This window comes from Halanaerobium sehlinense, from assembly GCF_055379485.1.
This window is the reverse complement of sequence record NZ_AP042442.1, coordinates 1822528-1835498: the sequence shown is the minus strand read 5'-3', so window position 1 is coordinate 1835498 and position 12971 is coordinate 1822528. Positions and strand designations below refer to the sequence as shown.

General features: G+C 32.9%; 13 protein-coding genes. 12 read left to right on the top strand and 1 reads right to left on the bottom strand.

Annotated features, from left to right (window positions below; all coding sequences use genetic code 11):
* The first annotated feature begins 19 nt into the window (after window positions 1-19).
* From ACZ446_RS09010 to ACZ446_RS08985, 6 genes are read left to right on the top strand one after another with little or no spacing between them, the layout of a single operon-like run.
* Complete coding sequence (locus tag ACZ446_RS09010) at window positions 20-736, top strand: Stp1/IreP family PP2C-type Ser/Thr phosphatase (protein ID WP_464392238.1); 717 nt, start codon at window positions 20-22, stop codon at window positions 734-736.
* A gap of 33 nt (window positions 737-769) precedes the next feature.
* On the top strand, window positions 770-2839 hold the full coding sequence (gene pknB, locus ACZ446_RS09005) for a Stk1 family PASTA domain-containing Ser/Thr kinase (RefSeq protein ID WP_464392237.1): 2070 nt from the start codon (window positions 770-772) through the stop codon (window positions 2837-2839).
* Between the two features lie 8 nt (window positions 2840-2847).
* Window positions 2848-3708 carry a ribosome small subunit-dependent GTPase A gene (gene rsgA, locus ACZ446_RS09000; RefSeq protein WP_464392236.1) on the top strand — a complete coding sequence of 287 codons (861 nt, stop codon included), beginning with the start codon at window positions 2848-2850 and terminating at the stop codon, window positions 3706-3708.
* Window positions 3708-4364 carry a ribulose-phosphate 3-epimerase gene (rpe, locus tag ACZ446_RS08995; RefSeq protein ID WP_464392235.1) on the top strand — a complete coding sequence of 219 codons (657 nt, stop codon included), beginning with the start codon at window positions 3708-3710 and terminating at the stop codon, window positions 4362-4364. The genes rsgA and rpe overlap by 1 nt, the downstream gene beginning before the upstream one ends.
* Window positions 4357-5013: a thiamine diphosphokinase gene (locus ACZ446_RS08990; RefSeq protein ID WP_464392234.1), complete on the top strand. Its 657-nt coding sequence runs from the start codon at window positions 4357-4359 to the stop codon at window positions 5011-5013. The genes rpe and ACZ446_RS08990 overlap by 8 nt, the downstream gene beginning before the upstream one ends.
* 26 nt (window positions 5014-5039) lie before the next feature.
* A complete protein-coding gene (locus tag ACZ446_RS08985) occupies window positions 5040-6260 on the top strand; it encodes an NAD(P)-dependent malic enzyme (RefSeq protein WP_464392233.1) in 1221 nt (406 codons plus the stop codon).
* Between the two features lie 71 nt (window positions 6261-6331).
* Here ACZ446_RS08985 and rpmB read toward each other — a convergent pair whose 3' ends face one another.
* Window positions 6332-6562 carry a 50S ribosomal protein L28 gene (gene rpmB, locus ACZ446_RS08980; protein ID WP_464392232.1) on the bottom strand — a complete coding sequence of 77 codons (231 nt, stop codon included), beginning with the start codon at window positions 6560-6562 and terminating at the stop codon, window positions 6332-6334.
* 246 nt (window positions 6563-6808) lie between these two features.
* Between rpmB and ACZ446_RS08975 the strand changes: the two genes are divergently transcribed.
* Genes ACZ446_RS08975 through coaD form a run of 6 tightly spaced genes read left to right on the top strand, consistent with a single transcriptional unit; the run spans window position 6809 to window position 12965 of the window.
* Window positions 6809-7171, top strand: a complete 363-nt coding sequence (locus ACZ446_RS08975) for an Asp23/Gls24 family envelope stress response protein (RefSeq protein WP_464392231.1) — start codon at window positions 6809-6811, stop codon at window positions 7169-7171.
* Window positions 7161-8954 carry a DAK2 domain-containing protein gene (locus tag ACZ446_RS08970; protein ID WP_464394389.1) on the top strand — a complete coding sequence of 598 codons (1794 nt, stop codon included), beginning with the start codon at window positions 7161-7163 and terminating at the stop codon, window positions 8952-8954. The genes ACZ446_RS08975 and ACZ446_RS08970 overlap by 11 nt, the downstream gene beginning before the upstream one ends.
* 11 nt (window positions 8955-8965) lie before the next feature.
* Window positions 8966-9841, top strand: a complete 876-nt coding sequence (locus ACZ446_RS08965; RefSeq protein ID WP_464392230.1) for a DegV family protein — start codon at window positions 8966-8968, stop codon at window positions 9839-9841.
* Window positions 9838-11895 (top strand): ATP-dependent DNA helicase RecG, encoded by a 2058-nt coding sequence (recG, locus tag ACZ446_RS08960; protein WP_464392229.1) that lies wholly within the window; start codon window positions 9838-9840, stop codon window positions 11893-11895. The genes ACZ446_RS08965 and recG overlap by 4 nt, the downstream gene beginning before the upstream one ends.
* Window positions 11896-11917: 22 nt before the next feature.
* Window positions 11918-12457, top strand: a complete 540-nt coding sequence (gene rsmD / locus ACZ446_RS08955; RefSeq protein WP_464392228.1) for a 16S rRNA (guanine(966)-N(2))-methyltransferase RsmD — start codon at window positions 11918-11920, stop codon at window positions 12455-12457.
* 19 nt (window positions 12458-12476) lie between these two features.
* Entirely contained in the window at window positions 12477-12965 is a 489-nt protein-coding gene (gene coaD / locus ACZ446_RS08950; RefSeq protein WP_464392227.1) for a pantetheine-phosphate adenylyltransferase, read from the top strand.
* Window positions 12966-12971: the final 6 nt, after the last annotated feature.

The following is a 12971-nucleotide window of genomic DNA, read 5'->3' as shown; positions in this document are numbered from 1 at the left end:
AATATAAAGGAGGAAAAAGATGCGGTTTAAAGCTTTAACTGATAAAGGAAATAAACGCAGTACAAATGAAGATAATTTTTATATAAATGAAGAAATCAATTTTTTCATGGTTGCTGATGGTATGGGAGGACATGCTGCTGGAGAAGTAGCTAGTCAGATTGCAGCAAGCTTTGCCGCTGATTTTGACTTTGATCTATCTAATCCTCTGAAAAGTTTAAGTACTTTAACTTTTGAAATCAACCAAGAGATTATAAAAAAAAGCAATTCAAATTCAGAGTATATGGGGATGGGGACAACCTTTGCGGCTGTGTTAATTAGTGATAATAAAGTTTATTATGTTAACTTAGGAGATAGCAGAATTTATCTTTATAATCAAAATAGTAATGAGTTAAAAAAAATATCAAAAGATCATTCATTAGTCGGCAGGCTGCTTAGAGAAAACAAAATTACGGAAGCTGAGGCTTTCAATCATCCTCAAAAAAACATTGTTACCCAGGCCTTAGGATTAGATGATGATTTAGATTTAGATCTGGGTGAGTTTTCAGTAAATAAAAATGACTACCTATTATTATGTACTGATGGTTTGTCAGATATGATTAAGAAAAATAAAATTGAAGAAATCTTTTTTGAAAATAGAAAAGCTGAAGCGATAGCTGATGAGCTGCTGAATGAATCTCTAAATAGTGGTGGCTTTGATAATATCACTTTGATAGTAGTTGGTTGCAGTGAAGAATAACAAATATTTTTTGATGATAATTGAGGTGAATTTATGCAGGGTAAGATTTTAAATAACCGTTATAAGATAATAAAAGAAATTGGCCGTGGTGGAATGGCAATTGTCTATTCAGCCCGAGATACTCTGTTGGAAAGAACAGTTGCTCTAAAGATGCTGCGTCCAGAATATAAATCAGACGCTGAATTTATTGATAAATTCAGGCAGGAAGCACGTGCAGTAGCAAGATTATCTCATCCTAATGTGGTCAGTATTTATGATATTGTAGTAGATGATGAAAGAATTTATCTTGTAATGGAAATTGTTGAGGGAAAGACCTTAAAAGATATTATAAAAGAAAGAAATAAGCTTTCTATTGCTGAATCACTAGAGATTGCAAGACAAATTGCAGCTGCTTTATCAGTTGCTCATGGTAACCAAATTGTTCATTGTGATATTAAACCACACAATATTATCTTAAATGACGATATGGAAGTTAAGGTTACTGATTTTGGGATTGCAAGAGCAGTAAGTAACTCAACTGTTAGAGTTACAGAAACTGTAGTCGGAAGTGCCCATTATTTTTCACCAGAACAGGCTAAAGGTGGAGAAATTAAAGCATATTCTGATGTTTATTCTTTAGGGGTAGTATTATATGAAATGACAACAGGTGAACTGCCTTTTCATGGAGAAAGTCCTATCTCAGTTGCTTTAAAACATATCCAACAAAAACCAGTTGAGCCTTCACAGATAAACAGTGATATACCAGAAGAAGTAAATAAGCTGATTATGAAAGCAATTGCTAAAGACCCGCCAGATCGCTATCAGGATGCCTATGAAATGAGACAGCAGATAACATACTGCCTGAAGAATCTTAAAAATAAAAGTAAAGGTAATGCAAAAAAAGAAAAATTTAATGCTGATGAAACCAAAGTAATGAAAAAAACCGATTTTTCTTTTCTGAATAACTCCAAAAACAAGCAAAGTAATACTGATAAACAAACTGCAGCTAATAATAAAAATAATAATCTGCAGCAGAATAATAAAAATAAAAATGAAAAAAATAAAGCAGAAGAAAATTCGGATTCTAACAATAAAAAGTTAGACCCCAATCCTTATTCTGAAAAATCAGGTTCTGAAAAAAAAGTAGAGAAAAAAAATAAAGAAAAGAACAAATTAAAAAAACCATTATTTATTACTGCAGGAGTTTTATTGTTTTTTCTAATTTCAATTGGAGGAGTTTTATTTTTCTTTAACCAATATACTAATGTGCCAATTGTTCAGGTGCCAGATATTGAAGGGAAAAGTTTAGATGAGGCCAGAAATATGGCTTCTGAAGTTGGTTTAAACTTATTAGAAAACGAAGAACGAGTATTTAGTGAAGAATTAGCTAAAAATTATATTGTCAGTCAGCAGCCACAACCTGGGGAAAGAATAAAACAAAGTCGACCTATAAACATTACAGTAAGCAAAGGTCCACAACTAATTGGAATTCCTGATTTTGTTGGTAGTTCTTTAAGAGAAGCTTTACTCGAACTTGATAACCTTTCATTAAATAGTGGAGATATCCAATATATTTTTAGATTATCAGAAGAACCGGGAACTGTAATTAATCAGATACCTGCTGCTGGAGCTGAGGTTGAAAAGGGTAGCGAAGTTACATTATTTGTCAGCCGTGGTGAACGGGATATTTCTGTTAGAATGCCTGATTTAACTGGTTTAAAACAAACAGAGGCTGTTAACTTAATTAGAGAAAAAGGATTAAATGTTGGTCAAATTAGTGTTGAAAATTCTAATCGATTTACAGATGGTCAGGTTATATCTCAAAGTGTAAGAGCAGGAGAATATTTACCGAGAGGAATTGCAGTTGATTTTGTAATTAGTAAAGGCTCTGCAAATTCTTCTTCAGAAAATTTTCATACAAATCGAATTTCTATTAATGTTACCGGTTCTGAGCGGAGAGAGGTAAGAATTGTGATTGAAGATGATAATGGTGAAGAACAGGTTTATCAAGCAGTCCATGAGCCCGGAGATAATATTGTCAGGGACATTCAAAGCCAGGGAGAAACAGAACTAAGAATTTATTTTGATGACCAATTAATTAAATCAGAAAGTTTTGGGGGATGATAATTTAGATGAAGGGCATTTTAATTAAGTCAATTGGAGGTTTTTTCTTTGTAGCCACTCGTTCTAAAGAAGTTTATCAGTGTAGGATTAGAGGTAAGATCAGGGAAAAAATATATCCAGGTGATTATGTAGAGATTGACCCCAAAAATAAAATACTCGAAGATTATTATCCGAGAAATAATCTGCTTAAAAGACCAAAAGTTGCTAATGTTGACCAGGTAGTAATAATGCATTCTATTAAGGATCCAGAATTCACTCCATCTTTATTAGATCGATTTTTACTGCTTGTTGAAAGTTCTGGTTTTGAACCGTTAATTGTAATTAACAAAATTGACCAGGCTGAATCCGGTTTTGAAGCTGATTTTGAAGAATATAAAGCAGCTGGTTATGAGCTGCATTTTATAAGTGTTAAAGAAAATTTAAACTTAGATAAGTTATTTGATCGATTAAATAATAAAATTAATGTTTTAACAGGACCTTCTGGAGCTGGTAAATCTTCTTTTTTAAATAAGGTTATTGAGGATGCAGATTTGAGAACTGCTGCAGTAAGTAGAAAATTAAAAAAAGGGGTTCATACAACCAGAATGGTAGAATTATTATCGCTGCCAAATCAGGGCTGGGTTGCAGATACTCCTGGATTCTCTTCAATGACTAAGTTGAATTTTGAGATTGAACCAGAAGATTTATCCTGGTATTTTCCTGAGATAGCAAAGTATAATAATGACTGCAAATTTAATCGATGCAGCCATCTGCATGAACCTGGATGTATAGTTCAGGAAAAAGTAAAAAACGGAAATATTTCTGAGAGAAGGTATGAAAGTTACAAACAAATATATAATGAATTAGAAAAAAAGGAGAGAAGATACTAATGAAAACACAATTTGCACCTTCCCTGCTTGCAGCAGATTTCAGCCAGTTAAAAGATCAGATTCAATTAATAAAAGATGCTGATTACCTGCACCTGGATGTAATGGACGGAGTTTATGTACCTAATATCACTTTTGGCCCAGGTTTAATAAAGGCAATAAAAAAGCACACTGAGCTTCCATTTGACACTCATTTGATGATTACTAAACCGGAAAGATATATCAAAGATTTTGCTGATGCTGGTTCCGATATTTTAACAGTTCATTTAGAAGCAACAGATCATATCCATCGTGTTATTCAGCTGATAAAGGCTAAGGGTATTAAAGCTGGAGTTTCACTTAATCCTGCAACTCCTATTGAAAGTCTGGAATATCTTTTACCCGAACTGGATCAGGTATTAATTATGTCTGTTAATCCAGGTTTTGGTGGACAATCATATATTCCCCAGATGACTCAAAAAATTGCTAAATTAAATAAAATTATTGAAGAAAATAATTATGACTGTAAAATTGAAGTTGATGGAGGTATAAAGACTTTTAATTTGAAAGAAATTGTTAAAGCTGGAGCAGATATTATAGTTGCTGGCTCAGCAATTTTTGGTGCTGAAAACCCTGCAGCTGCCCTGGCTGAAATGAGGAGTAATGCAGCTGATGTCTGATAAAACAGCAGCTTTAATCTTAAATGGTGTATTGGATTTAGGCAAAGATGAATTTGTAGAAAAAATAAAAGAATATCAGATAGATAAAATTATAGCAGTCGATGGTGGAGCTAATAATATTCGAAAATTAGAAGTTTTGCCAGATCTGATTTTGGGAGATCTTGATTCAATAACTGAGCAAAATATAGACTATTACTGCCAAAAGAATATTGACTTATTAAAATATCCTGTAGAAAAAGATCAGACTGATAGTGAAATTGCAGTAGACTACTGCCTGACACACGGAATAAATAAGATATATTTATTTGCTGCTCTTGGGGGAAGAATTGATCAACAGCTGGCAAATTTAAATCTTTTAGAGTATATCAATGAAATAAACTTGGAAGCTAAAATAATTTCTGAAAAAATAGAAATTGCTCTAGTTAAAAACAAACATCAATTTGAGAATAAAAAAGGTTATCGACTTTCTTTAATTCCTCAGAGTCAAAAAGTTGAAGGGTTAACTATTAAAGGCTGTAAATATAATTTGGAAAATCAGGATATAAAAAGATCTGAGAGCAGGGGTATCAGTAATTTGATTGAAGAAGATCAGGCTGAAATTATTATAGAAAATGGTTTATTGTTTTATGTTTTAGAAAACTTAGAGTAGAGAGCAGTAATTAATTGGAGGTTATAATGGATATTTATCAAAAAGCTTTAAAATTACATAAAGAAAACCAGGGTAAAATTGAGGTCAAGTCTAAAGTTCGGGTTAGAAATAAAGAAGAGTTAAGTCTTGCTTATTCTCCAGGAGTTGCAGAACCCTGTCGAGAAATAGAAAAAGACAGAGAAAAGGTTTATGAATACACCGCTCGAGGAAATCAGGTAGCAGTTCTTTCTTCCGGTACAGCAGTTTTAGGTTTGGGAGATATTGGACCAGAGGCGGCTCTGCCTGTTATGGAGGGTAAGGCAGTTTTATTTAAAGAATTTGCTAATGTTGATGCTTTTCCACTCTGCATTGGAACCAAAGATACAGATGAAATAGTGAGATTTGCAAAATTATTAGAACCTACTTTTGCTGGAATTAATTTAGAAGATATTTCAGCTCCTAAATGTTTTGAGATTGAAAAGAGGTTAAAAGAAGAAACCAAAATGGCTGTATTTCATGATGATCAGCACGGAACTGCTGTAGTTGTTTTGGCAGCAGTAATTAATGCTCTGAAGTTAGTTGACAAAAAATTAGAAGAAATAAAAATTGTAGTTAATGGTGCGGGAGCTGCAGCTACAGCTGTTTCAAAACTGCTTTTAGACGCAGGTGCTGAGAATTTAATTATTAATGATAAAATTGGAATTTTAAACAAAAAAAATATTGTCCAGTATGATCCGGTTAGAAAAGAACTAATAAAAAGAACAAATCCTGAAAATATAACAGGGGGTCTGGCTGAAGCTGTTGAGGATGCTGATTTATTTATTGGTCTTTCTGTTGGTAATATTTTAAAAGCTGAGATGGTAAAGAAAATGAAAGCGGATCCTTTAATTTTTGCAATGGCAAATCCAACTCCAGAAATTAAACCAGAGTTAGCATTAGAGGCTGGAGCAGCTGTTATTGCGACTGGCCGTTCTGATTATCCAAATCAGATTAATAATGTACTGGCATTTCCCGGCATTTTTAGAGGAGCTCTTGATTTAAGAGCGGTAGAAATAAGTGAAGATATGAAAATTGCTGCCGCTGAAGCTATAGCAGCTTTAGTTGGCGATAAACTTAAATCAGATTATATTATCCCAGACCCTTTTGATCAGCGAGTAGTTCCAGCAGTTGCTTTTGCAGTTGCTAAAAGTGCTGTTGAAAATAATTTAGCCGGTCTGGAAATGAGTGAAAAAGAAATTAGAGATAAAATTGATAAAAGATTAGGATAAGATAAAAGTACTAAAGGGAGCAGAACTTATTTTCTAATAAGTTCTGCTCCCTTTTTATATCTAAATCTAAATTAGTAAGCTCTTTCAACTTTACCTGATTTAAGACATTGAGTACACACCTTAATTCTTTTTGGTGATCCATCAACAATTGCTTTAACTTTTTTCAGATTTGGACGCTGAGTTCTTTTTGTAGAACTAGTAACATTACGTCCAACTCCTCCTTTTTTCTTAGCTTTACCACGTCTTTGTATGCTGTTGGCTGTATTTCCACCTTTACCACAAATCTCGCAGACTCTGGACATAGAAAAACACCTCCTATCTAAAAATAAAATCTCTGTCAGATTATATTTTAACATAGATAAACATCCTTTAGCAAGTTTATTAGTGCTGTTTAGAGAAAAATATAAGTTTTTATTTGCAGGAAAGTATAAATTTATCTTGAATTAATAAATAAATGAGTAAATAATTTTAAGATGTATAACAATTTTATTCTTGCATAGAGGCTTTATATAAGATAGAATAATTATGTATGAAAAGAGGTGTAAAGAATGGAAAAAGAATTAAAAAATGAACTAGGTAGAATTGTAATTGACGAAGAGGTGATAGCTAAAACAGCGGGAATTGCTGTTATGGAATGTTATGGCCTTGTTGGAATGTCTTCTAGAAGTGTGCAGGATGGTCTTGCAGATCTTTTAGGTTGGGACAATATTAGTAAGGGTGTTGGTGTTGATATTAGTGAGGATAAAGTTCATCTTGATTTAAATATTATTGTTGAATACGGAACTAATATTCATGAAGTAGCTCATAATGTTATGGAAAGAGTTCGCTATACCCTCGAAAAAAAAGTTGGAATTGAAGTTGTTACTATAGATGTTAATGTAAGGGGAGTGAGGGTTGGCGATGCCAATTAATAATCAGAAAATAACTGCAGTCAATGCAGAAGAATTTAAAAAAATGATGTTTACATCATTATACTGGTTAAAAGAACAAAAATCTTTTATTGATTCATTAAATGTTTTCCCGGTACCTGATGGTGATACGGGAACGAATATGTATTTAACCTTTAAAGAAGCAGTATCAAATCTTGAAGATAATAAATCTAATAGTGTCTCAGATTTGTCTGCTGAGCTTTCTAAAGGTGCTTTAATGGGAGCCAGAGGAAATTCGGGTGTTATTTTATCTCAGTTAGTTAGAGGCTTTGCTCAGGCATTAAAAAACAAGAAAAAAATGAAAGCAAAGGATTTAGCTAATGCTTTAACAAAAGCTTCTGAGGTAGCATATCATGGTGTTTTAAAACCTGTTGAAGGTACTATTTTAACTGTTTCTCGCGAAGCAGCTGAAAAAGCTGCTGCAGAGGTGGACTCTACCCAGGATATATTAGAATTATTAGAAATCACAATTAAAGCAGCAGAAGAATCCTTAGAAAGGACACCTGAGCTGCTTGATGCCTTAAAAGAAGCAGAAGTTGTTGATGCAGGTGGACAGGGTTATTTAACTATTCTGGAAGGAATGTTAAAAGGATTAAAAGGTGAGGAAGTAGAATATCAGTCTGCAGCTGCTGTAGAGAAGCCAGCTAAAAAATCTGAAGTTGCAGAGGATATAAAATTCACTTATTGTACCCAAATGTTGATTGAAATTGACACTCGAAAATCTAATATCGATAGGCTAATTGAAAAAATTAGAAAAGATATGCAGAGTTACGGTGATTCAATTATGGTTGTTGGTAGTGATGATGTAATTAAAATTCATATTCACAGCAATCATCCAGGAGTACTATTGGAATATGGACTAAAAAAGGGAAAAGTTTTTGATATTAAAATTGATAATATGCGGAAGCAGAACGAAGAAAAAGTTAAGCGCGAAAATGGGGATGACTTTGATCATTCTAAGTTCCATCCAAACCATAAAGATTCTTCTGCTGAAAGCCTAGAAACAGAAGCTGAGGTTGAAGTTGATAATAAAAACTTAGAAGACAACAGTCAGCAGGAGGCAAACAACAATAATGAGGCTTCTGCAGATGATTCAGTGATTAATGTTGCTAAAAATATTGGCATTATCTCAGTTGCCAATGGTGAAGGAGTAATTAATATCCTAAAAGAATTAGGTGTTGATTATGTGATTAAAGGTGGACAATCTATGAATCCTTCGACTAATGATTTTCTAGAAATTGTGGAACGGATGGATACAGCTAAAATTATTATACTGCCGAATAATAAAAATATAATTTCTGCAGCTAAACAGGTATCAGAGCTGAGTGAAAAAGAGATATCTATAATTGAAACAAAATCAATTCCCCAGGCGATAAGTGCTCTTATGGTTTTTGATGACCAGCTTGAACCAGCTGAATTAAAGGATGAAATGGAAGCTGAAATTGAGTATGTAAAAACTTTAGAAATTACTCAAGCGGTTAAAGATTCTAAAGTTAATGGCTTGGAAATTCAAAAAGATAATTATATTGGTTTAAAAGATGGAGATATTTTAGTCAGTGCAGATAACAAAAAAGAAACAGTGAAAAAATTATTAGAAAAGGTTGCAGAAGATGAAGAATTAGTTACGATCTATTATGGTGAGGGAATAACAGAGGCTGAAGCAGAGGAAATCAAGCAGATTATGGAGGAAAATTTTGATTTTGATGAAATTGAAATTTACCCTGGTGGACAGCCCCTATATCCCTTTATAATTTCATTAGAATAGGATGTGTTAATATGGTTGCCTTAGTGACTGACAGCACCTGTGATTTACCAGCAGAATTTATGGAGAAATATAAAATAGAGATCGTACCATTAACTGTTCATTTTAAAGAAGACACCTATTACGATAAAGTTGATCTTGATAGTGATGAATTCTTTTCTATGATGGAGAGCGCTGATGTGCTGCCTACAACTTCGCAGCCATCTGTAGGCCTTTTTATAGAAAAATATCAAAAATTAGCTGCTGAATATGATCAGATTATTTCTATTCATATATCTTCTGCCTTAAGTGGAACTCTTGAGTCAGCAAGGTTGGCTGCTCAGCAGGTAGAAGACATTGAAGTTGAAGTAATAGATTCTAAATCTACAAGCAGTGGACTTGGATTTTTAGTTTTGCTTGCTGCAGAAATGATAGAGGCAGGAAAAAGCGTTGAAGAAATTAAGGAAACTCTAAAAGCTGAAAGAGAAAAGCTAACAATCTATTTTACAGTAAATGAGTTAACTTATTTGGAGAAAGGTGGTAGAATTGGGAAAGCTCAAGCTTTTTTAGGCAGTATTTTTAATTTTAATCCAATTCTAGAACTTTCTGCTGAAACAGGTGAAATAACACCAAAAGAAAAAATTAGAGGCTATAAGAAAACCAATCAAAAAATGATTGAGCTTGCTTTAGAGGCCGCCCAAAATTGTGAACAGGTGAATTTTGCCTATATTTATGGTAAAGAAAGTGATAATTTCCAACAGTTAAAAAAATTATTTGAAGCTGAACTTCAGCAGCAGAATCAATATAAATATAATATTTTAGAAAATAAAATTGGAACTGTACTGAGTTCGCATACTGGACCACTTGTTTATGGAATAGTTATTTATAGAGGAGAATTATTGGGAGAATGAAATTAAAACTTTCAGATGAAGTTCAATTTATTAAAGGTGTTGGGCCCAGATGGGCCGAGCGCCTTTCCAAATTAGAGATAAAAACTGTAAAAGACCTTTTATACTATTTCCCTCGTGAATATGAAGACCGCAGTCAGATAAGCCAAATTAAGTATACTTCTGTCGGCGAAAAAGCAAATTTTAAAGTTGAAGTTTTAAAGACAGATTACCAGAGAATACGAAATAATCTTGATCTGTTAAGAGTTACTTTTTCAGATGGTAGTGATGTTGTAAATGGAATTTGGTATAATCAATCATATCTTCGTGAACAATTTAATAAAGGTGATAAGTATTTAATCAGTGGTAAAATAAGTGAGAAAAATTGGAGAAAATATAATAGAAAAGAAATTAATAATCCAGTCTATGAAAAGTTAGATTCTGAAGCTTCAGTTCTAAATAGCGGTCGAATAGTTCCAGTTTATTCACTGACTGAAGGTTTAACCCAGAGGCGTCTGCGTCGGATTATTGCTAATGCTCTTAAAAGTCATGCACCATTACTCAAAGATCAGCTGCCTCAATCTATTCTCAAAAAATATGATTTTCCTAATTTAAAAACCTCTATTCTTGGTATGCACTTTCCTAAAAACGAAAAACATCAAAAATATTCGCGAAGACGTTTAGCTTTTGAAGAATTTTTCTATCTGCAGCTCTATGCTCTTGAAGAAAAGAAAAAATATAATGAATTAAAAGGAATTAAACATCAATTTATTGAAGCAAAAAATAAAAAGTTTTTAAACAAACTTAATTTTAATTTAACCTCAGCTCAAAGTAGAGTTTGGTCAGAGATTAGAAAAGATATGGAATCTTCTCAGACGATGTCCAGATTATTACAGGGTGATGTTGGATCTGGCAAAACTGTGGTGGCAGCATTAGCTCTTCTGGAAACAATGGCTAATGGTTACCAGGGTATTTTTATGGCACCCACAGAAATTTTAGCAGAACAGCATTATTTAAATTTTATCGAGCTTTTAAGTGAATTTAACTACAGCATTGATCTTTTAACAGGAAGTGTTAAACAATCTGAACGTAAAGATATTGAAGCTAAAATTGAAAATGGTAGTAGTGATTTAATAATTGGAACTCATGCACTTTTTCAGGAAAGTTTAAGCTATAATAAACCGGGATTAATAGTGATTGATGAGCAGCATCGTTTTGGAGTTGAACAAAGGCACAGTCTTAAGGAAAAAGGCGATAACCCGGACTTGCTGATCATGACAGCAACCCCAATTCCCAGGTCAATGGCTATGTTAATTTATGGTGATTTAGATTTGTCTGTGATTGATGAAATGCCTCCGGGAAGAAAAAAAATTGCAACTTTTTGGCGGAGAGAAAATCGGAGAAAACAAATCTATCAATTTTTAAAAGAAAAAATTGAATCAGGAAGACAGGCTTATATTGTGTGTCCTCTCATTGAAAAATCTGAAGAAATGCCTAAATTAATTTCAGCTGAAGAATTATATGAAGATCTTAGTTCAGGTTTTTTTACAGATTACAATTTGGCTTTACTGCACAGTTCTGTTGCAGCTGATGAAAAAAAAGAAATAATGGAAAAATTTCGAGATGGTGCAGTAGATATTTTAATTGCAACTACAGTAATTGAAGTTGGAGTGGATGTCAGTAATGCCAGTATTATGATTATAGAAAATGCGGAAAGGTTTGGACTGGCTCAGCTCCACCAATTAAGAGGTCGAGTTGGTCGAGGTAAACATCAATCATATTGTATTTTAATATCTGATCCACCTGGAGATGATTCAGCTCATAGATTAGAAATAATGTGTAAAAGCGGTAATGGTTTTTTAATTGCTGAAGAAGATTTGAAAATGAGAGGGCCGGGAGAATTCTTTGGTACTAAACAGCACGGAATTGATGATTTAAAAGTAGCCAGCTTAATTGATGATCAAAAACTTTTAGTTAAAGCAAGAGATGAAGCTGGTATGATAGTTAAAAATATAAATTGGCAGCAAAAATATAAAAATTTAGCTGAAATAATTTCAAAAATTGAAATGAAGATTTAAACATGTTTGGAGGAGTTTATTAATGAGAATTATTGCCGGCAGAGCTGGTGGTTTAAAGTTGAAAAGTTTGAAAGGAAAAGATGTAAGACCTACTTTAGATAGGGTTAAAGAATCAATGTTTAATATTATAGCTTTTGATTTACCAGGAGCAGAAGTTTTAGATCTATTTGCTGGTTTTGGTAGTCTGGGTATTGAAGCGCTCAGCCGTGGTGCAAAAAAAGCAGATTTTGTGGAAGTTAACAAAGCACATCTAAAAGTTATTGAAGATAATTTAAAAAAAGCAAGGCTTTATGAATCAGCAGAACTATTTAAGCGGGATGTCTATTCATATTTAAAAAGCTGCAGGCAAAAATATGATATTATTTTTATGGATCCTCCTTATGAAAAAAACATGAGTGCTGAGGCGGTTAAATTAATAATTGAAAATAAACTGTTAAAAGAAAAAGCTTTGATTATTAGCGAAAGATCTGAAGCAGAAGAGGTTGAAGAATTTGCAGAATTAAATATCATAAAAAACAAAAAATATGGTAATTCGATAATTACAATTTATCAACTAAAATAAATAATAAGGGGAAGGTAGAATGACGAAAAAAATAGTATATCCGGGAAGTTTTGATCCAGTTACAAATGGACATCTTGATATTGTTAAGAGGGCAGCAAATATTTTTGATGAAGTTATTGTTTCAGTTTTTCATAATCCAAATAAGGAACCTGTTTTTTCAATGAATGAAAGAGTAGAGATGTTAGAAAGAGCTGCTAAAGATTTAGATAATGTAAAAGTAGACTCTTTTTCTGGTTTAACTACTAAATATGTTAAGTCAATTGGGGGGGAGGCAATCTTAAGGGGATTAAGAGCTGTATCTGATTTTGAAGGTGAGTTTCAAATGGCTTCCATGAACAAACATTTGGATGATAGTATTGAAACAATCTTTTTAATGACAGATACTAAATATGCTTTTTTAAGTTCTAGTGTGATTAAAGAAGCTGCTTATTTTGATGGTAATATTAGTGAATTAGTTCCTGATTTTGTTTACCATAAACTAAAAGATAAACTTTCAACAAAAAAATAGAGGTGA

What these genes read in the sequence shown, in the direction of transcription:
- rsmD (WP_464392228.1), top strand. Translation starts at nt 11,918, where the DNA reads ATGAGAATTATTGCCGGCAGAGCTGGTGGTTTAAAGTTGAAAAGTTTG.
- ACZ446_RS08970 (WP_464394389.1), top strand. Translation starts at nt 7,161, where the DNA reads ATGCCAATTAATAATCAGAAAATAACTGCAGTCAATGCAGAAGAATTT.
- recG (WP_464392229.1), top strand. Translation starts at nt 9,838, where the DNA reads ATGAAATTAAAACTTTCAGATGAAGTTCAATTTATTAAAGGTGTTGGG.
- ACZ446_RS08965 (WP_464392230.1), top strand. Translation starts at nt 8,966, where the DNA reads ATGGTTGCCTTAGTGACTGACAGCACCTGTGATTTACCAGCAGAATTT.
- ACZ446_RS08975 (WP_464392231.1), top strand. Translation starts at nt 6,809, where the DNA reads ATGGAAAAAGAATTAAAAAATGAACTAGGTAGAATTGTAATTGACGAA.
- coaD (WP_464392227.1), top strand. Translation starts at nt 12,477, where the DNA reads ATGACGAAAAAAATAGTATATCCGGGAAGTTTTGATCCAGTTACAAAT.
- rpe (WP_464392235.1), top strand. Translation starts at nt 3,708, where the DNA reads ATGAAAACACAATTTGCACCTTCCCTGCTTGCAGCAGATTTCAGCCAG.
- ACZ446_RS09010 (WP_464392238.1), top strand. Translation starts at nt 20, where the DNA reads ATGCGGTTTAAAGCTTTAACTGATAAAGGAAATAAACGCAGTACAAAT.
- rsgA (WP_464392236.1), top strand. Translation starts at nt 2,848, where the DNA reads ATGAAGGGCATTTTAATTAAGTCAATTGGAGGTTTTTTCTTTGTAGCC.
- ACZ446_RS08985 (WP_464392233.1), top strand. Translation starts at nt 5,040, where the DNA reads ATGGATATTTATCAAAAAGCTTTAAAATTACATAAAGAAAACCAGGGT.
- rpmB (WP_464392232.1), bottom strand. Translation starts at nt 6,562, where the DNA reads ATGTCCAGAGTCTGCGAGATTTGTGGTAAAGGTGGAAATACAGCCAAC.
- ACZ446_RS08990 (WP_464392234.1), top strand. Translation starts at nt 4,357, where the DNA reads ATGTCTGATAAAACAGCAGCTTTAATCTTAAATGGTGTATTGGATTTA.
- pknB (WP_464392237.1), top strand. Translation starts at nt 770, where the DNA reads ATGCAGGGTAAGATTTTAAATAACCGTTATAAGATAATAAAAGAAATT.